This is a genomic window from Oscillospiraceae bacterium (assembly GCA_015068645.1).
Lineage (GTDB): Bacteria > Bacillota > Clostridia > UMGS1840 > UMGS1840 > SIG452.
Genome location: SVKD01000002.1, coordinates 107164 through 129562, shown reverse-complemented (window position 1 = coordinate 129562; position 22399 = coordinate 107164). Strand labels below are relative to the sequence as shown.

Annotated in this window: 20 protein-coding genes and 1 riboswitch; of the genes, 14 read left to right on the top strand and 6 right to left on the bottom strand. The window is 40.9% G+C overall.

The features are described from left to right. Positions 1 to 7: 7 nt before the first annotated feature. From E7413_01510 to E7413_01490, 5 genes are all read right to left on the bottom strand, one after another. Positions 8 to 1522 carry an alanine:cation symporter family protein gene (locus tag E7413_01510; protein ID MBE7018549.1) on the bottom strand — a complete coding sequence of 505 codons (1515 nt, stop codon included), beginning with the start codon at positions 1520 to 1522 and terminating at the stop codon, positions 8 to 10. Positions 1523 to 1645: 123 nt separating this feature from the next. Continuing rightward, positions 1646 to 1763, bottom strand: a riboswitch (glycine riboswitch). 181 nt (positions 1764 to 1944) lie between these two features. Further along, positions 1945 to 2808, bottom strand: a complete 864-nt coding sequence (locus E7413_01505; protein MBE7018548.1) for a stage 0 sporulation protein — start codon at positions 2806 to 2808, stop codon at positions 1945 to 1947. 3 nt (positions 2809 to 2811) lie between these two features. Next, positions 2812 to 3765 (bottom strand): DNA polymerase III subunit, encoded by a 954-nt coding sequence (locus E7413_01500; GenBank protein ID MBE7018547.1) that lies wholly within the window; start codon positions 3763 to 3765, stop codon positions 2812 to 2814. Between the two features lie 199 nt (positions 3766 to 3964). Next, positions 3965 to 4453: an rRNA maturation RNase YbeY gene (gene ybeY / locus E7413_01495; GenBank protein ID MBE7018546.1), complete on the bottom strand. Its 489-nt coding sequence runs from the start codon at positions 4451 to 4453 to the stop codon at positions 3965 to 3967. An 11-nt stretch (positions 4454 to 4464) separates the two neighbouring features. Continuing rightward, positions 4465 to 5385 carry a DegV family protein gene (locus tag E7413_01490; GenBank protein MBE7018545.1) on the bottom strand — a complete coding sequence of 307 codons (921 nt, stop codon included), beginning with the start codon at positions 5383 to 5385 and terminating at the stop codon, positions 4465 to 4467. A 216-nt stretch (positions 5386 to 5601) separates the two neighbouring features. On the opposite strand from E7413_01490, the gene E7413_01485 reads away from it, so the two are divergent. The 5 genes from E7413_01485 to mtaB all read left to right on the top strand — a co-directional run bounded on the left by E7413_01485 (position 5602) and on the right by mtaB (position 11549). Next, the gene (locus E7413_01485; protein MBE7018544.1) at positions 5602 to 6666 is read left to right on the top strand and encodes a branched-chain amino acid aminotransferase; all 1065 of its coding nucleotides are present in this window, start codon (positions 5602 to 5604) and stop codon (positions 6664 to 6666) included. A gap of 90 nt (positions 6667 to 6756) precedes the next feature. After that, positions 6757 to 7317 carry a hypothetical protein gene (locus E7413_01480; GenBank protein ID MBE7018543.1) on the top strand — a complete coding sequence of 187 codons (561 nt, stop codon included), beginning with the start codon at positions 6757 to 6759 and terminating at the stop codon, positions 7315 to 7317. A gap of 732 nt (positions 7318 to 8049) precedes the next feature. Further along, a complete protein-coding gene (locus E7413_01475; protein MBE7018542.1) occupies positions 8050 to 9045 on the top strand; it encodes an NAD(P)-dependent glycerol-3-phosphate dehydrogenase in 996 nt (331 codons plus the stop codon). An 83-nt stretch (positions 9046 to 9128) separates the two neighbouring features. Further along, the gene (locus tag E7413_01470; GenBank protein ID MBE7018541.1) at positions 9129 to 10070 is read left to right on the top strand and encodes a magnesium transporter CorA family protein; all 942 of its coding nucleotides are present in this window, start codon (positions 9129 to 9131) and stop codon (positions 10068 to 10070) included. 129 nt (positions 10071 to 10199) lie between these two features. Beyond that, positions 10200 to 11549: a tRNA (N(6)-L-threonylcarbamoyladenosine(37)-C(2))-methylthiotransferase MtaB gene (gene mtaB / locus E7413_01465; protein ID MBE7018540.1), complete on the top strand. Its 1350-nt coding sequence runs from the start codon at positions 10200 to 10202 to the stop codon at positions 11547 to 11549. A gap of 104 nt (positions 11550 to 11653) precedes the next feature. On the opposite strand, the gene E7413_01460 is transcribed toward mtaB, so the two are convergent. Next, positions 11654 to 11887, bottom strand: a complete 234-nt coding sequence (locus tag E7413_01460) for a hypothetical protein (GenBank protein ID MBE7018539.1) — start codon at positions 11885 to 11887, stop codon at positions 11654 to 11656. A gap of 336 nt (positions 11888 to 12223) precedes the next feature. Between E7413_01460 and E7413_01455 the strand changes: the two genes are divergently transcribed. From E7413_01455 to rnc, 9 genes are all read left to right on the top strand, one after another. Next, positions 12224 to 12988 (top strand): ParA family protein, encoded by a 765-nt coding sequence (locus tag E7413_01455; GenBank protein MBE7018538.1) that lies wholly within the window; start codon positions 12224 to 12226, stop codon positions 12986 to 12988. A 102-nt stretch (positions 12989 to 13090) separates the two neighbouring features. Further along, positions 13091 to 13936 carry a ParB/RepB/Spo0J family partition protein gene (locus E7413_01450; protein ID MBE7018537.1) on the top strand — a complete coding sequence of 282 codons (846 nt, stop codon included), beginning with the start codon at positions 13091 to 13093 and terminating at the stop codon, positions 13934 to 13936. Positions 13937 to 14167: 231 nt separating this feature from the next. Then, positions 14168 to 15436: a serine--tRNA ligase gene (serS, locus tag E7413_01445; protein ID MBE7018536.1), complete on the top strand. Its 1269-nt coding sequence runs from the start codon at positions 14168 to 14170 to the stop codon at positions 15434 to 15436. Between the two features lie 456 nt (positions 15437 to 15892). Beyond that, positions 15893 to 17215, top strand: a complete 1323-nt coding sequence (gene dnaA, locus E7413_01440) for a chromosomal replication initiator protein DnaA (protein MBE7018535.1) — start codon at positions 15893 to 15895, stop codon at positions 17213 to 17215. Positions 17216 to 17957: 742 nt separating this feature from the next. Continuing rightward, positions 17958 to 19052: a DNA polymerase III subunit beta gene (dnaN, locus tag E7413_01435; protein ID MBE7018534.1), complete on the top strand. Its 1095-nt coding sequence runs from the start codon at positions 17958 to 17960 to the stop codon at positions 19050 to 19052. Positions 19053 to 19264: 212 nt separating this feature from the next. Continuing rightward, entirely contained in the window at positions 19265 to 20350 is a 1086-nt protein-coding gene (hisZ, locus tag E7413_01430; GenBank protein ID MBE7018533.1) for an ATP phosphoribosyltransferase regulatory subunit, read from the top strand. 15 nt (positions 20351 to 20365) lie between these two features. Further along, positions 20366 to 21001, top strand: a complete 636-nt coding sequence (locus E7413_01425; protein MBE7018532.1) for an ATP phosphoribosyltransferase — start codon at positions 20366 to 20368, stop codon at positions 20999 to 21001. Then, a complete protein-coding gene (gene hisH, locus E7413_01420; protein ID MBE7018531.1) occupies positions 21001 to 21606 on the top strand; it encodes an imidazole glycerol phosphate synthase subunit HisH in 606 nt (201 codons plus the stop codon). The genes E7413_01425 and hisH overlap by 1 nt, the downstream gene beginning before the upstream one ends. A 37-nt stretch (positions 21607 to 21643) precedes the next feature. Beyond that, positions 21644 to 22399 (top strand): ribonuclease III, encoded by a 756-nt coding sequence (rnc, locus tag E7413_01415; GenBank protein MBE7018530.1) that lies wholly within the window; start codon positions 21644 to 21646, stop codon positions 22397 to 22399.

The following is a 22399-nucleotide window of genomic DNA, read 5'->3' as shown; positions in this document are numbered from 1 at the left end:
CAAAACCTTACAGGTCTTTTTCCATTTCTTCCTGAATTTCGGAGAATGCGGAAAGCATGGGTTTTACATCTTTTCCTTTTAGCTTTCTGTCCACATAGTTTCTGGTGATTTTATAAACCAGACCGGACAGTGCCAATACCCCAATCAAGTTGGGCACCATCATCAAACCGTTGAAGGTGTCGGAAATATCCCAAGCTAAGGAAGAAGTGAGCAGTGCACCTGCAAAAATGGTTGCCAGATGCAGGATTTTATATACCATTTTGGATTTTACGCCGAATAAGTATTCCCACGCTTTGGAGCCGTAGTGATCCCAGCCTAAAACGGTAGTGAATGCAAACAGCAAAATCGCAATGGCGATGAAACGTTCACCCCAGATACCAAAAAGACCGTTGAATGCTTTTGCAACTAAAGTGGCATCGGTGATACCTTCCTGCAAAGCACCGGTGTCTAAGTTAATCATACCGGAGGTTAATACCACCAGAGCGGTCATTGTACAAACAACCATGGTATCTGCAAACACTTCAAAAATACCCCAGAGACCCTGACGTACAGGCTCTTTTACGTTGGAATTACTATGTACCATTACGGAAGAACCAAGACCTGCTTCGTTGGAGAATACCCCACGTTTGCAACCCTGGGTTACAATGTCTTTCACCACAATACCGCTAACACCACCAAGTGCTGCAGGAACACTAAACGCATATTTAAAGATGGCAGAAAATGCTGCGCCAATCAACTGATAGTTTGCAATAATTACAGCAACACTGCCAACCACAAAGAGCACTACCATAAAAGGTACCACTTTTTCTGCAAAAGCGGCAATTCTTTTTAAACCGCCAATAATAATCAAAGCAGCAATTACCAATAACACAATGCCAATTACCAAATGGTAAACAGATACACCTTCATACAGCACGTGAGAAGACAAGGCAGGGATGTCAAACGCGGAGACCATATTCACAACAATTTTGTTAATCTGACCCATTGCGCCGATACCGAAGGATGCTAAAATTGCAAAGATACTGAATAAAATTGCTAAGATTTTACCAAGCCATTTGCAGCCTTTTTTCTTACCCAGGCCATCTTCTAAGAAGTACATTGCACCGCCGGACCATTCGCCGTCTTTGTTTTTTCTGCGGTAGAAAATACCAAGCACGTTTTCGGAGTAGTTGGTCATCATACCGAAGAATGCAGCAATCCACATCCAGAATACCGCACCGGGACCCCCTGCAACAATTGCAGTGGCAACCCCCGCAATATTACCGACACCAATGGTGGCAGCCAACGCGGTACAAAGTGCCTGAAACTGAGAAATGGATTTTCCTTTTACTTTCCCGGAAACGTCTTTGGAAAAGAGTTTTCCCAAGGTTTCGGAGAACCAATGACCAATATGGGTAATCTGAAATACCCCTGTTACTAAGGTCATGACAACACCTGTTAAGAGCAGAAGATACAAACCTTTGCCCCAAACGAAGGAATTGATTTTGCTGTTAAAGTCTGTTAACCAGTTTAAAAATTCCATAATTCTTCCCTTCCTTATATGAAAAAAATTTTATTTTTGAATAAAAAAACGGAGTCCTTATGAAATCATAAAAACTCCGAATATTCCGCATTACACAGAAATAGCCATTTTTCAAAAGAAATGACTGTTTTCTCCGTCCTTTTGCCTGAGAGATTAGCTCTTTTAAGCTTTACACCTTCGGCATCCTTTGTCTTTTCCTCTTTTTGGTTGAGGGAAAAGGGACTTCTCCGGAGCGCTATCCGTCTGCAGTCTTTGCTAAAAGCGCCTGAGAGAGTTACTCCTTCGGCAAGGCATCCGCCTTTCTCCTGCATCCTTCACTTAGCACAATATGAAATTGTCTATGAGGTAGTATAAACCTTTTTTTGTGAAATGTCAACTCTTTTTTTACAACTTTTTTTGAAGATTTTGTCGTAAAATGGTTGTTATTCTTTGGTTAATTCCTTAATTTCTTGAGAGTCGTGGTCATCACGAATCACTGCCTGCTTGATGATTTTTACATCTTTTTTGTGATAAGTGCCCACTGCTTCGGTGTCGGAAGACACGGCACGAATCATGCCGGTAATCACGTTCACGTCAATAACGGTACCTTCGCCGCCACCGGGCAATTTTACAATGGAGCCGTGGCGGGGAGTGTCTTTCCACATATCTTCATAGGAAGCCTGTTCATAATTTAAGCAACACATCAGACGTCCGCAAGCACCGGAAATTTTGGTGGGATTTAAGGATAAGTTCTGGTCCTTTGCCATTTTGATGGAAACAGGTTTAAACTCACACAGGAAGGTGGAGCAACAGCACTGACGTCCGCAGGGCCCGAAGCATTTTAACATTTTTGCTTCATCACGCACACCAATCTGGCGCAATTCAATTCGGGTGCGGAACACTCCTGCTAAATCTTTTACCAGTTCACGGAAGTCCACTCTGCCGTCTGCAGAAAAATAAAACAGCACTTTACTGCGGTCAAAGGTGTATTCCACTTCTAAAAGATTCATTTCCAAGCCGTGTTTTTTGATTTTTTCTTCTGCAATCCCAAAGGCTTTTTTCTCTTTTTCTTTATTTTCTGCCAACTGTTTGGCATCCTCTTCGGTGGCAATACGAATTACGGGTTTTAACGGAGGCACCAAATCCTCTTCGGATACCATGGAATTCCCACGGACAACCTTTCCGTATTCTAAGCCACGGGCAGTTTCCACAATGACCGAGTCCTCTGCCGTTACGGTGAGACCGTTGGGGTCAAAGTAGTACACTTTGCCGAAATCTTTAAATTTGACACTGATTACTTCTATCATTGACTAATAAATCCTTTCTTCACAGAGATGTCCCTTCATACGAAGGAGGGCGCCCAGCACAGAAATGGCATAATTACCGTTGTGCGCCAGGGCTTTTGCCAAAGCTTTCACGTCCTCATATAAGGCAGACGCTTCCGATAAGCTGATATTTGGAATATCGCTCCAATCAGCGTTTTTCCGATGCGTTTTATCCTGCAAAGAAGCATCATAGATGAGAGACAACAAAATGTCTGTCACCCGAGAAACTTCTTTTTCGTAAGTGAGGAAATCTTGGTATAAACGAACCACGTCTTTCGAAGACCTGTTCTTTATCAAAAAACTTGCATCCCGAAGGATTGCCGTTCTCATTTGCTTATAATCTTCCGATTGTGCCAGCGCCAAGGCTTCGGTCACCGACCCTTTGGACAAAGCCAACACCTCATCGGAAGGAATGGGTAAGTTCTGTTTGGTAAAATATTCTTTTAATTCGAGGGGACTAAGCTGGGGACAGCGGATTTGCACCCCTCGGGACAAAATCGTTGGTAAAAGACCTGAAAGGGAATTGGTCACCAACAAAATCATTGCATACCGAGGAGGCTCTTCCAACACCTTAAGCAAGGCATTTTGGGCTCCCACAGTCATTTTTTCGGCATCTTTTATCAGATAGATTTTTTTGGAAAACAAAAAGGGTTGCAAATAAATTTCGGTGGTCAATTCCCGAATCTGATTCACCGAAATGGAGCGATCTCCTTCTAAAATGCGAATATCTTGTGTGGAAAAAAACTGTTTGCAGGCGGCACAAACGCCGCAACCTGTGTGATGTTCACACACGATTGCTTTGGCAAATTCCAGCGCCAGGGTGGTTTTGCCAATCCCATCGGCACCGTGAAAAATATAGGCGTGGCTCAGTTTTCCCGTAGAAAGCGCCGTTTCCAACAGCTTTTTGGGAAGAGCTTGCCCGATAACCGCATCAAACATTTTCTTTTGATCCTCGTCTTTCTTAGGGTAATTGAAATTTCAAATCATACAACTCTCTTAAAACATAGCGCTTGTAAAAAAACTTGCTCCTCAAATTTTAATGAATAGTGAAAAATGAAGAATGAAGAATTATGGTGGCAGGCTTCGCCTGCATCATATCATGCGCCCATAGGGCGCCACCGCAATTATTCATTATTCACTATTCATTCTTCATTATTCTCGATAATATCTCTTTCTCTCTTGCGCGCATTACCACTTTATCTTCATCTACCATATGGTCATAGCCGAACAGATGAAGCAATCCGTGAAGGGTGAGATAACAAAGCTCTCTTTGATAAGTGTGACCGTATTCTTCTGCCTGCTCCGCGATTTTCTCGTGGGAAAGCATCAAATCCCCCAACACGACCAATCCGCTTTCAGGGTCGTAATCATACTCCTGCAAAGGCTCCGAAAGCACTTCGGGTTGGCTGTAAAAGAGCATGGGAAAAGACAGCACATCGGTGGGTTTATCAATGTCTCTTTGCTCACGGTTTACCTGACGGATGGTTTCGTTATCCGTCACAGTGACGGTTAAGAGCACCGAGAAATCGGGGTTTAACACGTCAAGACACTGATTTAAAAAATCGGTCAGTTCCTCCTCTTGGGAGAAAACCTCTTCCACTTCGTTATAAAACTCAATGTTATGCATATTGTTCCTCTTTAATAAAGTACCTGCTGGTCACGTTTTTCGCCCAAAAAGGCAATGCCATGCACCTCAGGACCTGCATTTACCACAATACAAGGACCGATTAAGGCAGCTTCCGCAGGTTTTTCTTTCAGCACATCCTTGGCAAGTTTCGAAAAGTCCTTACCGTCATTTTTTCCGTGTAAAATAATATAGTTTTTGTCGACACCGATGCGTTCTTCCGCAATGTTGCAAAGAACGTCCATTGCTTTATTCAAGCCGCGAACCTTCTGCGCAGTCACAGAATCGCCGCCGGTTAAACACATAATGGGTTTAATCCCCAGAAGTTCCCCTGCAACAGCAGCTGCGCCACCGATTCTGCCTGATTTTTTCGCATATTTCAAATCAAACACGGTGAAATAAAGTTCCAGACGGGAAAACCAGTCTTCCAAATAATTTAAGATGATTTCCGCAGGCTTTCCTTCTTTTGCCATCTTGGCTGCCATGAGTACGGGATGACCGTAACAATAGCTGTAAGTGCCGGAATCCACCACAGTGATGTTCATTTTGCAATCGGGCATATCTGCAAAAAACATTTTCCGCGCCAACTGGGCGGAATTGTTGGTGGAAGAAGCCTTGGCATTGATGGTAACGATGATGAGATCGGTTACATCATCTTTATATGCCGCTTTGATGGCATCCAAAAACTCAAAGGGAGGAATCTGCGCCGTGGTGGGGATTTCGTCCCCTTCGGGCAGAAGGTCATAAAATTCCTCTTTGGTAAAATCATAAGCTTCTTTATATTCTTTTTGATCGATGGTAATGGTCATAGGGAGCAGGTGGATATCATATTTCTGAGCTGTTTTTAAGTCAATATCACTGGCAGTATCCACGCAAATTCTGATTTTTGACACGAATATTCTCTCCTTCTGTGGGCATAGTTCTCTCACTATAATCTATATCATCGTATATTATACAATAGTTTTTGAAAAATAGCAAGATGATTTTGAAAAATTTTTTCAAGAAAATCTTCTAAAAAACGGCAAAAACAGTTGAAATTTTCAAAAATGTGTTGTATAATATATAATTGACCAAGTTCGTGAGAGCAATCTCTGAAAGAATCAGGTCGTCCCTTTTAAAAAAACTAAAATTATAAGAGGTGTTATTCCGCAATGGAAATCAAAATTACCAAAACTCAGAACCCCGCTCAAAAACCCGACCAGTCCAACTTAGGCTTCGGTAAAATTTTTACCGACCATATGTTTGAAATGGAATATACCGAGGGAATCGGTTGGCACGATGCCAAAATCGTTCCCATCCATAACTTGAGCTTACATCCTGCCTGCATGGTATTCCACTACGGTCAGGAAATGTTTGAAGGCTTGAAAGCATACCGCGGAAAAGACGGTAAAGTGCGTCTATTCCGCCCTGATATGAATGCAAAACGTACCAATAATACCAATGACCGTCTCTGCATTCCCCACATTCCCGTGGAAGATTTTGTGGAAGCGGTAAAAGCTGTGGTAAAAGTGGATGAAGACTGGATTCCCACCGCAGACGGTACTTCCTTATATATCCGTCCCTTCATCATTGCAACCGATGAATTTTTGGGCGTTGCACCCTCTAAAACCTACAAATTTATGATTATTCTTTCTCCCTCCGGAGCGTACTATGCAAGCGGTCTGGCTCCTGTTGGCATCTGGATTGAAGACGAGTATGTTCGTGCCGTAAAAGGCGGTATCGGTTTTGCAAAAACCGGCGGTAACTATGCGGCATCTTTAGCAGCTCAGGTGAAAGCACACGATGACGGCTATTCTCAGGTGCTCTGGTTAGACGGTGTGGAAAGAAAATACATTGAAGAAGTGGGCGCTATGAACATTTTCTTCAAAATTGACGGTAAAATTGTTACCCCCGAATTAAACGGTTCCATCTTACCCGGCGTTACCCGTGACAGCGTAATTCAGTTGTGCAAAAAAATGGGTTACACTGTGGAAGAAAGAAAAATCAGCGCCGAAGAGCTGATTGCCGCTCAGAAAGCAGGCAAACTGGAAGAATGTTTCGGTTCCGGTACTGCAGCGGTAATTTCTCCCGTTGGCAAACTGCGTTATAAAGACGATGTAATGCTCATCAATAACAACGAAATCGGTCCTGTATCCCAAAAATTATACGACACCATCACCGGTATCCAGTGGGGTAAAGTGGAAGACGATATGGGTTGGACCGTAGAAGTGAAATAAATTCGGGCGGTTCCCCTAAGATACGGCAAAGCACAGGAAACAAAAAAATCTTGTGTTTCCCGATACCAAAAGAATCAGGAGTGTAGAGATATGCAGGTAAACGGCTTTAAAAAATCCATATTCGGCGGCCTCAAGGAAGAGGAAGTATTAAGCTACTTAGACCAGATGTCCCGTGATGTGGAAACGAAAATCCGCAACAAGGATGACGATATCCGTGAACTGAAAAAGGAGCTTTCCGAAAAGAAAAATACCATTTCGGACTTAGAAAAGAAGCTGAAATCCCAAAAAACTGCACACGAGGAAGAAATTGCCCGTGTGGAAAAGGAATCAGCCGAAAAAATCGAGAGCGCCAAAGAAGAATTCCGCAAAGAAAAAGAAGAGCTTCAGAAACAGTTTCTCGAGCTGAAAGAGCAGTTTACCATGGAACGTGATAAAATCGGACGGGCTTTGCTCACCGCCGAAGGTGCGGCAGACAAAATCGTGGAAGATGCCGTGCGGGAAGCAGACGAAATGATTGCAGATGCCAGACGTAAGGTGGATGCAGAAAAAGAACGTTATAAGCAGTCCAGAGCGGAGTTAACCGATTTTACCCAGAATATCCAGAAGTTGATGGAACGGTTTTCCGAAGACCTCAAAGAACGTTTAGAGTAAAGGCTTGTAAAACCGCGCATAATCCGCTAATCTCACCACTCGGCGTACACTCGGTACGCCTTCGGGCGTTGTCAAGGCGTTGCCTTGATTTAATTTTCGGATTCTGCATCAGTTTTCCTGCACCTCATGAAAATATGGCACTCTTATTACGAATAATCAATAGAAAGGCATGAGTTTTTACTCATGTCTTTTTGTTTTATAAGGTGAAATTGTTTTTCAAACAATTGGATTAAAATGCCTTTTGCTATCAAACAACCTCACCTCTCGGCGTACTGTTATGCTGTACGCAGTACTACGCTTTCGGGTAACCCCTATCGGGTTTGGTTGATTGATTCTGCGTCCTTTTCCTACACCCCTTATAAAAAACACTCGGTACGCCTTCGGGTTCGGTTGAAAGAAGAAATAATAAAAAAGGTGGTGCCCTTTGGGCACATTGTAGGGGACGACGTCCTCGGCGTCCCGCAATTTCAACCAAAAGGTGTGTCCCTTTTGGTTGGTAAAACCGACAACCCACAAAAAAACCTCTCAGTCAGCTTTGCTGACAGCTCTCCTAAAAGGAGAGCCTTTCCTTGGATTGATTTGGTTTTCGGGTTCTCCATCCTATAATGGTTGGCAACGCCAACCCACCGAAATTATTCATTATTCACTCTTCATTCTTCATTTTTTTAAAAAAAGCGGTTGCAAAATTCAATCCGATGTGTTATACTGATACTTGGAAAGGTGTTGATTGTTGTGAGTCGTATCGCAATCCTTGGCTCCGGCAGTTGGGGCTGTGCCCTTGCACATACATTATCCGGGCGTAATGACATTATCATCTGGTCTTATTTTCCTGAAGAAACCGAGGCGTTAACCAGAGACAGAGAAAACAAACAATTTTTGCCCGGCGTGAAGCTGACAGACAATATTTCGTTTACTTCTGATATGAAGGAAGCCGTGAAAAACGCTGACTTTATCGTGTTTGCGGTGCCTTCCTTTGCTATTCGTTCCACGGCAAAAACCGTGGCACCCTTATTTGATACCGAAAAGCAGATTGCAATTTGTGTGGCAAAAGGATTAGAAGAGGAAACTCTCTTTACGTTAACCGAAGTAATCGAAGATGAACTTCCCGAAGGAAGCCACGTTTGTGCCTTATCGGGTCCCACACATGCAGAAGAAGTGGGACGGGATTTACCCACCACCATTGTGGCGGCTTGTCCCAGCGAAGAAGTGTCTTTAGCGGTGCAATATGCCTTTATGAATGAAAATTTTCGTGTCTACACCTCCACCGACAGTAAGGGCGTGGAGCTTGGCGGCACTGTGAAGAATATTATTGCCTTATGTGCCGGAATTTCCGACGGTTGCGGCTACGGAGATAACTCCAAAGCGGCTTTAATGACCCGTGGAATGTACGAAATTGCCAAACTTGGCGTTGCCATGGGCGGAAAATTGGAAACTTTTTACGGCCTCTCCGGTATGGGTGATTTAATTGTAACCTGTACCAGTATGCACTCTCGTAACCGCCGTTGCGGTATGTTAATCGGTGGCGGAATGAAGCCGGAAGATGCCATGAGTGAGGTCAACATGGTGGTAGAGGGCATCAAATGCTTAAAAGCTGTAAAAAGAGCGTCCGAAAAATACAATGTGGATATGCCCATCATCAACGAAGCATATCAGATTATCTATGAAGGCAAAAATCCCAAAGAATCCGCTGTGAATCTGATGATGCGGGATAAAAAATCCGAGCAGTAACAGTGATGGCAAAGTGCAAAAATAGCTGAAAATGCCAAAAATCCAACGAAAGGGACGGTTTTACCGTAACGGGGTGATGCAAAATGTATAGCATTTATAAATCCTTTGACGGAAAAATTCAACAGATTTCAGAAATTGAGAAAGACTGTTGGATCAATTTTGTGGATCCTGACGATAAGGATACCCGTTTCCTGACAGAACAGTTGGGAATTGATAAAGACTTTATCCGTTCCTCCTTGGACGAAGAAGAAATGTCCCGTGTTGAAACCGATGATAACGGCACCACCTTAATCATTGTGGATATTCCCGCTCCCGAAAAAGAAGAGCACGTGGGAAACACCATTTTATTTGAAACCCTGCCCTTATCCATCATCGTCAATAAAGACTATATCATCACCATTTGTAACGACGAAACCGCCATTTTAAAGGCATTTGCAGACGGGGTGGTGAAGCAGGTGCACACCAACTTAAAAACCCGTTTTATCCTGCAAATTTTGTATCGTGTGGCAAGTAAATACCTGTTTTATTTAAAACAGATTGATAAAATTTCAAGTTATGTGGAACGTCAGCTCCACCGCTCTATGAAAAACAAAGAGTTAATTCAGTTACTCGATCTGGAAAAATCTCTGGTGTTCTTCTCCACCTCTTTAAAGGCGAACGAAATCACCATGCAGAAGATTCGTCGCGGAAAATTTATCCGTTTATACGAGGAGGACGAAGACCTGTTGGAAGATGTATTAATCGAAACCAATCAGGCAATCGAAATGTCCAATATCTATTCCAACATTTTGTCGGGTACCATGGACGCTTTTGCTTCGGTTATCTCCAACAACTTAAATATCGTAATGAAGGTGTTGGCGTCCATCACCATCTTAATGGCGATTCCCAACATCGTAACCTCTTTCTACGGAATGAACATTCAGGGAGGAATTCCGCTGGATCAGTTCTGGTGGTTCCCACTGGCAATTTCCGTAGTTGCGATCTGTGTGGCTGCGTGGATTTTAATTAAGAAAGACATGCTCTAGGTCGTGGAAAAAAATTCTATCGGCTCCAGCCGCACGAAAAAACAGCAAAATATACTCCAAAACCCTTGATTTTCAAGGGTTTTTGTATCCTTAGAAAAAACACAAAAAAATGAGGCAAATTTGGTTAAAATGAAAAAAATAAGAACTTTTCGCATCATCACCTTAGGTTGCAAGGTAAATCAATATGAATCAGAAGCGATGGCACAGCAATTTCTTCGGGCAGGGTATCAGACTGCTAAATCGGGAGAAGCTGTGTCTGTTTCGGTGGTGAATACCTGTTCAGTCACCAATATCAGCGATAGAAAATCCCGTAAGCTGATTCGTCAGTGTGTGAAAAACAGTGAGCTGGTTGCTGTGTGCGGATGTTACGCACAAGCAAAACCGGAGGAAGCTTCCCAAATTGAGGGCGTGGATTTAGTGATTGGAAACGGCAACAAACACAAGCTGTTTGCTCTCATTGAGGAGTGTTTGCAGGCAAAGGAAATGGAAAAATCTTCCAAAAACAACAAAACAACCCTTGCCGAACTCACTGCAGAAACCTCATTTGACAGCATCCCCATTACCGAATATCGGGATAAAACCAGAGCCATTTTAAAGATCCAGGATGGCTGTAATTCCTTCTGTTCTTACTGCATTATTCCCTATGTGAGAGGGCGGCTAAGAAGCCGAAATCCCTTGGAAATACTGGAAGAAGCGAGACTTTTAGCCAAAAACGGATACCAGGAAATTGTGCTGGCAGGAATTCATGTTTGTAAATACGGAATTGATTTTCCACCCGATTCTGACATCTGCGATTTAACCGATTTATTGAAAAAATTAGAAAAAATTGATGGAATTTGTCGAATCCGTTTAAGCTCTATCGAACCCTTTGCGTTCCACGAAAAGTTTTTTCACCACTATGCAAAATCTAAAAAACTATGCCCATCTTTCCACATTTCTCTGCAAAGTGGTTCAGACACCGTTCTAAAACGAATGAATCGGCATTATACCGCCCAATATTACTTAAAAACCGTGGAAAAACTCAGAGAAATCAAGCCCGAAACTACCATTACCACTGATGTTATCGTAGGATTTCCGGGAGAAACAGAGGAAGAATTCCAACAAACTCTTGATTTCGTAAAGAAAGTGGGCTTTTTAAAGGTCCACACCTTTCCCTATTCCAGACGTTCGGGAACGGTGGCAGACGGTATGCCTGAGCAGATTCCCCAAACTATCAAAGAAAAGCGCAGTAAAGCGTTATTAGCAATATCCGAAGAGCTGGAACAGAATGTGTTAAATACATTCTTAGGAAAAACACTAAACGTACTGGCAGAAGAAGAAAAAACAGGAAAAAATGGCGAAAAATCAGGGGTTTACGGACTCAGCGAAAATCATTTACCGGTGATTTTAGAAGGGGAGGGGATTTTGGAAAATAAAATCTATCAAGTAATCCCCTACCGCACTGACGGCGTCTTTCTATATGCCAAAGTTTCTGACTAATTATATGAAAAAAGCACGAAATTTCAAGGGATTTCGTGCTTTTTAATTTGGTGGTAAATAATTCTGTTGGAAAAAATGTGACAATTCCTGCTCAAACAACATTCTTATTCCTTTTTCCCCAGTCTGCGGAAGATGCAATCAAACAAAACTGCTCCCCAAACTCCCTGACACACCAGCGTTACTGCCAAAATCAACAAATATCGGGCATCCGATATGTTTTGGTCTGCCTTTGCAATCACAATTCCAACTAATGTGAGAACAATCGCTGCACGAAGAAACCACCCAAGCAGCGAAATACACCGTTTTTCTACGGTTTTTAATCCATCTCTAAGTTTCATGGTAAAAATCCCTCCTGTCTGCTGTTTTAGGCCTTTATGCTAACTTCGGGATATGATAAAACATATCTTTGAATGTTCCACGGGGAACAATTTTCGGTTCAAAAGGCAAAGTACACAAAAAAAATATTTTTTTATGAAAAACTATGGACTTTTTTGCTGTTTTATGGTACAATTATCGGTACCACACCTATTTTTTAGATGGAAAACAACTGCCTTTTGTTCCACGAGGAACAATTTTGGCAGAAATTACATGAACTAATGTAACAAACAGCATGTTCCACGGGGAACATTTCGCATTCACTTTTAAATAGCGTAGCAGAAAGAAAGGTCAAAAAAATGGGAAAAATTATTGCAGTTGCCAACCAGAAAGGCGGCGTGGGAAAAACCACTTCTGCCATCAATATTGCTGCCTGCTTAGGGCATTTCGGCAAAAAGGTTCTGCTCATTGATGCAGACCCTCAGGGAAATGCAACCAGTGGCGTTGGGGTGGACAAAGAGAGCGTTGAAACCTCATTTTATGACGTTCTGATTGGAAATGAACCCATTAAAAACTCAGTAATTGCAACGAATTTTGAGAATTTATGGGTTTGCCCCTGTAACATTGAATTAGCAGGTGCCGAAGTGGAATTAGTCAGCTTCAGCGACCGTGAATTTCAGTTTACCAAGTCTTTGGAACCGGTACGGGATGAATACGATTATGTGATTGTGGATTGTCCACCATCTTTAGGGCTTATCACCATCAACATCTTATCAGGCTCCGATTCCATTGTGATTCCGTTGCAGTGCGAATATTTTGCGCTGGAAGGGCTCAGTCAGCTGATGAATACCTTAAGAAAAATCAAATCCCGTTACAATGAAGATTTAGAAATTGAAGGGGTAGTGCTGACCATGTATGACGGCAGAACCAATTTAACCCTTCAGGTGGCAAGTGAAATTAAAAAATACTTCGGAGACAAGGTGTTTAAATCACCCGTTCCCAGAAGTGTTCGTTTGGGAGAAGCACCCAGCTACGGAGAACCGATTTTATATTATGATAAGCGTTCCCGTTGCACCGAAGCTTACTTACAGATATCGGAGGATATCATCAATCATAATGACTAGAAAACCGTAAAAACCATTGCAAACACTGGGTTTTTCATCCTTTTTCAGAATCCATTTGAAAGAAAAACCACAGCAAAAAGGTAAGAAAAGAGGAACATAGATATGACAAAAAAAGGCGGACTTGGCCGCGGACTTTCTTCACTTTTGGAAGAAAAAATTGATACCGGCTCCGGAAAAGTCCATGAACTTTCCATTATGGATATTGAGCCAAACCCCACTCAGCCGAGAAAAGATTTTTCGGAAGAAGCATTGAGTGCGTTGGCAGATTCCATTGCAGAGGTTGGAGTGTTATCACCCATTCTGGTAAGAAAAAAAGAGAACGGATTATATGAAATCATTGCAGGGGAACGCCGCTGGCGTGCTTCCAAGCTGGCAGGGAAGAAAAAAATTCCCGCCATTGTGAAGGATTATGAAACCCGTGAGGTAATGGAAATTGCCTTAATTGAAAACCTGCAGCGAGAAGACTTAAATCCCTTGGAAGAAGCTATGGGGTATCAGACTTTAAAGGAACAGTTTGGCTTAACTCAGGAAGATATTGCCAAACGAGTATCCAAAAGCCGTTCCACCGTGGCGAATATTTTAAGAATTTTAAATCTGCCTGATTTCGTGTTAAAAGAAATCAAAGCAGGAAAAGTGTCTTTAGGACACGCAAAAGCCCTGTCTTCCTTAGAATCGGACGAAGGGAAGAAACTGCTCCTTTATGAAATTGTGAAAAACGAGATTTCCGTAAGAGATGCAGAAGAATTGGCAAAAAAACTTTCCGAGAAAAAACGTACCAATTTAATCAAAAAAACCTTGAAAAAAGACCCCAATCTGATTGAGGTGGAAACTCAATTAACCCAGAAATTCGGCACCAAAGTGCAGATTAAGAGCGGTAAAATCAAAAGCAAGATTGAAATTGAGTACTACACTCAGGATGATTTAAAACGTATCATCGATTTATTTTAGTATAGCTCTGCGCAACAAAGTTTTAAAAAAACAAAAAAGCTTTTTGATACCTTTTAAAGCAGAATCAAATAAACAAAAGATGCATTTCAAAGCGCTTGATAAAAATTGTACAAATTATCGAGCTTGACGGCTCAAATTCCATTATGTTATAATAGAATGTGTCGCTAATCATCCCCAAACGAGGGCGGACGGAACACCGCCGAAGGCGATACCAAAAAAAGGAGAAATATTATGCTGGACTTAAAACGTATCCGTGATGAAAAAGAAGAAGTAAAACGTCTTTTAACCATTAAAAAAGCAGATATTAACTTATTGGAAAAAGTAAGCGAATTAGATGAAAAAAGAAGAGCGCTCACTTTCCAGGCAGAAAACTTAAAAAATAAACAGAATACTGTTTCCAAAGAAATTCCCAAACTGAAAAAGGAAGGCAAAGACGTGGCTCCCATTTTCCAGGAAATGAAGGAATTATCCGAACAGATTAAAGGGATGGACAAAGAGCTTTCCGAAATTCAGGAAGAATTGCAGGCTACCTTATTAAAAATCCCCAACACCCCTGCAGATTGCGTGCCGGACGGTAATTCTGATGAAGATAACAAAGAAATCAGAAAATGGGGCACTCCCAGAGAATTTGATTTTGAGTTCAAACCTCATTGGGACATTGGCGAAAACCTTGGTATTCTGGATTTTGAAAGAGGAGCAAAGATTACCGGTTCCCGTTTCACCGTATATAAAGGATTGGGAGCAAGATTAGAAAGAGCTGTCATCAGCTTCTTCTTAGACACTCACACCCAGAACGGTTACACCGAAATTTTACCTCCTTATATGGTAAACCGCGCATCCATGACCGGTACCGGCCAGCTTCCCAAATTTGAAGAAGACGCTTTCTCTTTAAAGAATTGTGATTACTTTATGATTCCCACTGCAGAAGTACCTGTTACCAATCTGCACAGAGATGAAATCTTAAAGAAAGAAGAATTACCTATCAAATACTGTGCATACTCCGCATGTTTTCGTGCAGAAGCAGGTAGCGCAGGCCGTGATACCAGAGGCTTAATCCGTCAGCATCAGTTTAACAAGGTGGAATTGGTGAAATTCTCTAACCCTGAAAATTCTTTTGAAGAATTGGAATCCTTAACCAATGATGCAGAAAGACTGCTCCAGTTATTAGGCTTACCTTACAGAGTAGTTCTGCTTTGCTCCGGTGACTTAGGCTTCTCCTCTGCAATGACTTATGACTTGGAAGTTTATCTTCCCAGCTATGGCAGATATGTGGAAATTTCTTCCTGCTCTAACTTTGTGGACTATCAGGCAAGAAGAGCCAACATCAAATTTAAAGAAGATATTAACTCCAAACCCCAGTTTGTGCATACCTTAAACGGTTCCGGTTTAGCAGTTGGCAGAACCGTGGCAGCCATTTTGGAAAACTATCAGAACGAAGACGGTTCTGTAACCATTCCCGAAGTGCTGCGTCCGTATATGGGCACTGATATTATTAAGTAATAATGAAGAATGAATAATTGAGGTGGGTTGGCGTTGCCAACCATTTAGCCCTCTCAGTCAGCTTTGCTGACAGCTCTCCCTGAGGGGAGAGCCTTATGATGCAGGCTTTGCCTGCCACCATAATTATTCACTATTCATTGTTCAATATTCATTGCTGCAAAGTGCCATACCAAAAAAACGGCAAGACACTATATTGGAAGTTTGTATATCCCTTCAAAAGTGCCATACAAAAAAAATGGCGAGATGCTATATCAAAAGTTTGTACAACCCTTCAAAAGTGCCATACTAAAAAGATGTCAAGAGGGTTTGTAACAAAAAGTAAAAAACATTTTTAGAATTATTATGTAAACCACGTTGTTGGAAAACCCTTAGGGAACTTGGGAAAGGTTTTCCACACAAAATAAAAAAATATTCCACAAAAAATGTGGATAAATCATAAAAATGAGGTGAAATCACTTGTTTTCCACAGATGAACTCTACGAAAAGGTAGTAGACATAATAAAAAGTGAAATTTCCCCGGTGGCATACAGTACCTGGTTTACCTCTGTCACCCCGGAAAAGATAGAAAACAATATATTTTATTTTCGCGTTCCCATTGAATATACCCGTGATATGATCACAAAAAAATACTCCGAATTGGTAAAAACTGCAGTGGTAACTGCATCCCAAGGCAGAATTTCTGATTTCATGTTTTTGGTGGATGACAGAAGAAATGCTCCTTCTGTGTTAGACCGTTTTTCCGATACTCAGGATGAATTATCCACGTTAAACAAAAAATATACTTTCCAGAATTTTGTTATTGGAGAATCCAACCGTTTTGCCCATGCTGCAGCAATTGCCGTAGCAGAAAGTCCGGCAGAAAACTATAACCCCTTATTTATCTATGGTGGTGTTGGATTAGGCAAAACTCATCTGCTGCATGCAATCGGTAACAGAATCAAAGAAAATGATCCTACAAAAAAAGTGTTGTATCTGACCTCGGAATCCTTTACGAATGAGTTTATTGATTCCATTAAATCCGGTCAGAATACCTCATTCCGTGATAAACTTCGTAATATTGACGTATTGATGGTAGACGATATTCAGTTTATCGGCGGAAAAGAAGGTACGCAGGAAGAATTTTTCCATACCTTTAATCATTTATATCATAATGACAAACAGATTGTGTTATCTTCCGACCGTCCTCCTAAGGATATCAGAACCTTGGAAGAACGCTTAAGAACCCGTTTTGAAGCAGGGTTAATGTGTGATATCAATGCACCTGACTTAGAAACCAGAATCGCCATTTTAAAGAAGAAAACCGAGGAAGAAAATTTTCCGATTGATGATGAAATTATCCAGTTTATTGCCACCAAAATCAAATCCAATGTACGTGAATTGGAAGGTATTTTTACCAGATTGGTTGCCTTAACCAAGTTATCGAAAAAGGAAATTACCAAAGAACTGGCAGAAGATGTTATTAAAGTTATTATTGCAGATTCCAAAAAAGCAAAACCGGGTATTGAAACGGTGATGGTGGAAACTGCAGGCTACTTTAACATTGATCCCCAGCTTTTAAAATCTTCTTCCAAAAAGAAAGAAATTGTAAAAGCCCGTCAGGTGGCAATGTTCTTAGCAAGAGAAGTGTTGGAAATGAGCTTGCCCAAAATCGGGGAAGAATTTGGCGGAAGAGACCATTCCACCGTAATGTATTCCATTGAAAAAATCAAGGAAGCTCGTAAATCTGACGCTTATATTGATACCATTATTGAAGAAATCACCGGTTTATTAGAAGATTAATTCTTTTAGGATAACACTATTGTAAGATAGCAGAACTTGAAGGTTTATTTTTCTATTTTCTGATACCCTCTTTTTCAGGATAACACTATGATAAAATAGCATGAATCCAGAAGATAACACTTCTATGAATTGATACCCTCTTTTTAGGATAGCACTATGATAATATCATATAAAATGAGAAGGTGATTGTTCTCGGTAATGATACCCTCCGGCATACTTAGAAACGGTTATTACAGATATGAATCCTAAAAAATTGTGCTGATATATAATAGTATTATCATTTGATAAAACACAGATCCAAAAAAATTAAACAGGATTTGGGGATAAGTTCTGTGGAAATAAACAGAATTCCTGTGTATTTTGAAAGAGTTCTCCACAACAGTTTTTTAAGAAAAATTTCTCGATCAAAACAATCCACAAATTATTACACATTCCCACAGGGAAAACCTGTAAAATTTCTGTGGATAAAAGTTCCCATCATATCCTATGTGGAAAGTTGCTGATTTATGCACAAATTATAAAAAAAGTTATAAACACCAAAAATCCTTTGTTTTCTAAGAGAAAAGAGATTTTTCAACATTTCCACATCACCTATAACAATATACTGTTTTATACTAAAATATTTTCCTTATATAGATGGACTGATTTTTGAAATCATCAAAACGATTTTTTGTATCCATAATTCTATGAGGAATTGATATCCTACAATTCTGACAACCTTATGAAAGACGAGGACTAAAAAATGAAGTTTAGTTTTTTAAAAGAGATATTTTTAGAAAATTTATCCACCGTATTAAAAGCGGTATCTCCCAAAGCAACCGTTCCCCAACTGGAAGGGGTTTATGTGATGGCGAGAAACAATATGATTACCTTAATCGGTAACAACACTGAAATTGCCATCAAAGCCCGTTTTGAAGCAGACATACAAGAAGAAGGTGTTGGCGTTATCAATGCCAAAAACTTGTTCGATATGGTTCGTCTGATGCCGGAAGGTATGGTAAGTATTTCGGTAGACGAAAAACTGACTACTCTGATTACATCCGGTTCCGCCAAATATGAAATCGTGGCAATGGATGCAGAAATGTTCCCTGTGGTGGAAGAACTTAATCCGGAATTCTCCATGAAAATTACCGAACAGAAATTAAAGGAAATCATTAAGAAAACCCTATTCTCCATCGGTACAGCAGATACCAAAATCACCTTTACCGGTGCGTTGTTTGAAGTAAAAGATAATGAACTGACCGTGGTGACCTTAGATGGTTGCCGTATGGCAGTGAGAAAAGAAGAAATCATTCCTACCGGTGAAAACCGTTCTTATGTAATTCCCGGTAAGAGTTTGAATGAGCTACTTAAAATTTTAGCAGACACCAAAGAAGAAATTGTAATCGAATTTGGTGACAGAAAAGCACTGATCAAACTGGATAACTATGAATTTTATACCAGATTAATTGATGGGGAATTTTTTAACTATGAACAGATTATTCCCAAAAATGCGGAAATCAAAGTGAAAACTTCTACCAAGGAGCTGATTGAATCTTTGGAACGTGCATCTCTCTTAATTACTGCGGATAACAAAGCTCCCATCCGTATGCACTTAGAAGGAGACAAGATGACCTTAAACACCATTTCCAGAATTGGTCACGCTCAGGATATCATTTCCATTGAAAAAACAGGGGAAGACTTGGAAATCGGATTTAACCATAAATTCTTATTGGATGCCTTAAAAGCATCGGAAACCGACGAAATTTTCTTGGATTTCAGCAATAATTTAAGTCCCTGTATTTTAAAAGGCGAGACGGAAGAATTTTTGTATATGGTATTACCTGTAAGACTATAAATGGCTTGATAAAAGGCGCAAAATGAAGTAACCTCATCACTCGGCGTACACAACAGTACGCCTTCGGATAACCCTTCGGTTCGGTTGTTCCATTTTGCATCCTTTTCTCTTCGCCTCAGATTATAGAGAGCTTGTAAAATGGCGCACGTTTTGAAATAGGAACCTGAAAATCACCTCTCATTAAAAAAAGCAAAAAGGAGAACCCCTGCACTATGAAAAAAACGGCATTAACCTTAGAAGGTACCAACGATATTTTATTTTCGGAGTGTGAATTTAAGCATCAGATAGAAGAAAACATTATGAAATGTTTTAAAAGCTACGGTTATTTTCCGTTGGAAACTCCCTTAATGGAGTACGACAGCGTATTTTTTGGTAATTCTGATGCAGAAGGACTGTACCGATTGGTAGATAGAAACGGTGCAGTGGTATCCTTGCGTCCTGATATGACTATGCCTATTGCCAGAGTAGCTGCAACCAAATTATTTGATCAGTTGCCTGTGAGAGCATCTTATTTGGGAAACGTATACCGTTTTTCCGACCCCACCAAAGGTGGCAGACAGAATGAATTCACCCAGGCAGGTATTGAGCTTCTGGGTGAAAAAGGCACTTTCTATGATGCGGAAGTTATCGCTTTAACGATAAATGCATTATTGGATGCAGGTGCTACCGACTTTATGGTGGAATTAGGGAACGTAAACTTTGTAAGAGGTCTTCTGTCCGAAAGTCACTTATCCGAAGAATTGCAGGATGAAATCAATGATTTGATGGTAAAAAAAGATATCCTGTCTATGGAAGAAGTGCTCCAAACCGTTACTCTTGATGAGTCCATTAAAGATATCATTTTAAAACTGCCCACCTTATTCGGCGGAAAAGAAGTTATCACCGAAATGCTCAATAAAAAATTGCCCGAACAGTCTAAAAAAGCATTGGAAGAACTGTTGGAAATTGATACTTATCTTTCTTACTACGGTTACGAAAATTATATTACTTTTGATTTGGGTATGAACAAAAATATGGATTACTACACCGGTATGATTTTTAAAATCTTCCATCAGGGTGTGGGATTCCCCGTGGCAGGCGGTGGTCGTTATGACAAATTGATTTCCCGATTTGGCAAAGAAATTCCTGCAACCGGTTCTGCTATTTATATCAACCGTTTGACCGACGGTATGAGCCACGCGATTTCCCACGAAGCTCCCAAAGCAGATGAATTGTTATCAGGTGATGACAAAAAGGAACTGATTGAACAGGCCAAAGAACTTAGAAAACAAGGCAAATCTGTGATTGTAAACGGATAAGGGAGGTAGAGCGAATTGAAATACATTACCGTTGCATTGGCAAAAGGCAGATTAGGTGACTATGCTGCCGAAATTTTCGGCAAAGCAGGTTACGATATTTCCTGTCTGGAAGACAAGGGCAGAAAGTTGATTTTTACTGACGAAATCGGTAAAGTTAAATATATTTTGGTAAAAGCAAGTGATGTTCCCTGTTATGTGGAATACGGCGCTGCCGATATCGGCGTGGTGGGCAAAGACACTATTTTGGAAGAAGGCAGAAGTCTGTACGAAGTATTAAATTTAAATTTTGGAAAGTGCAGAATGTGTGTCTGCGGACCCGAATCGGCAAGAGAAAAATTAAACAGCCGTGTGTCATCCCTAAAGGTTGCTACCAAGTATCCCAATATTGCAAGAGCTTATTTTAAAGATGTGAAAAAACAGTCTCCCGACATCATCAAATTAAACGGTTCTATTGAATTAGCTCCCATTGTGGGCTTATCCGATGTGATTGTGGATATTGTGGAATCGGGCAAAACCTTAGAAGAAAACGGTCTTGGCGTGTTGGAAGAAGTATGTCAGCTGTCTGCACGTCTGATTGTCAATAAAGTAAGTATGAAAATGAAAAAGCAGATTCTGCCCATGATTGAAAAAGTGAAGGCGGTTATTGAATAATGATAGCGATTATTGACTACGGCGCAGGGAATCTGTTCGGGGTTTCCAACGCCTTAAAACAGTTTACCGATGAGGTATCTATTACCTCTGACAAAAATATGATCCGTTCTGCAGACCACGTGATTCTGCCCGGTGTGGGTCATTTTGATGATGCTATGGGAAGCATCAGAAAATCAGGCCTCATTGAAACCGTGTACGAAGTGATTGAGAAAAAAACACCTTTTTTGGGCATCTGCGTGGGGTTACAGATGTGTTTTGAAACATCCGAAGAAGGTAATTTACCCGGTCTTGGCATTTTTCCCGGTGAAATCAAAAAATTTCCCGTGGACATCTGCAAAAAAGTGCCTCAGATTGGCTGGAACCGAATTGAATACAAAGAAAGTCCCTTATTTTGCGACTTGCCTGACGATTATTTTTATTTTGTGCATAGCTACTATTTAGAGGCAAAAAACCGTGAGGAAGTGATTGCCACTTCGGAATACGGTATTCCCTTTGACTGTGCATATCAGAGAGAAAACGTGTTTTTGACCCAGTTTCACCCCGAAAAAAGCGGAAAAACAGGACTGAAGCTACTTGAAAATTTTATCAATTTTCCAACAAAATGAAAAATGAAACTGTAGGGGACGATGCCTTCATCGTCCCGTGTTACCATTTCAAAACAGCGGACAGATGTGGGCATCTGTCCCTACAATGATATTTTCAGAAAGGAGGAAACCAAAAGATATGGAAAAGAAAATCGGATACGTCTTCCAAAATAAAGAATTGCTTCGCACCGCATTAACACGCCGTTCCTATGTGGTGGAGCATAACTTGAAAGAGTACAATCAGCGGTTGGAATTTTTGGGAGATTCGGTTTTGGGCTTAACAATTGCCGAGGAGCTTTACAAACTGCTTCCCGACGTGAAAGAAGGGGAGTTGACCAAATTAAAAGCATCTGTAGTTTGTGAAAAATCCTTGGCTATTGTGGCAAATTCTTTAGAAATTCCCCGATACTTACTCATTGGAAACGGAGAACGGTTACTGGGAATTGAAAAATTAGATTCCACCACGTCAGACACTTTGGAAGCCATTTTTGGTGCCGTGTTTTTGGATAGCGATTTTGTAACCGCCAAAGAGGTGGTGCTTCGTTTGATGAGAGGGGCTATTGAAGAGACTATTCAAAACCGAAATGTGCTGGATTCCAAGTCGAAGCTTCAGGAATTGGTGCAAAAAGAATCCAAGGTGGATTTGGTGTATGAACTGTTGAAATCCGAAGGTCCCGACCACAATAAACACTTTGTGTCCCAAGTGTCCCATTTGGGAAAAGTGCTTGGTGTTGGGGAAGGAAAAACCAAAAAAGAAGCAGAAAAACAAGCTGCAAAAAAAGCAATCGAAACTTATTACCCTGATGAAGTATAG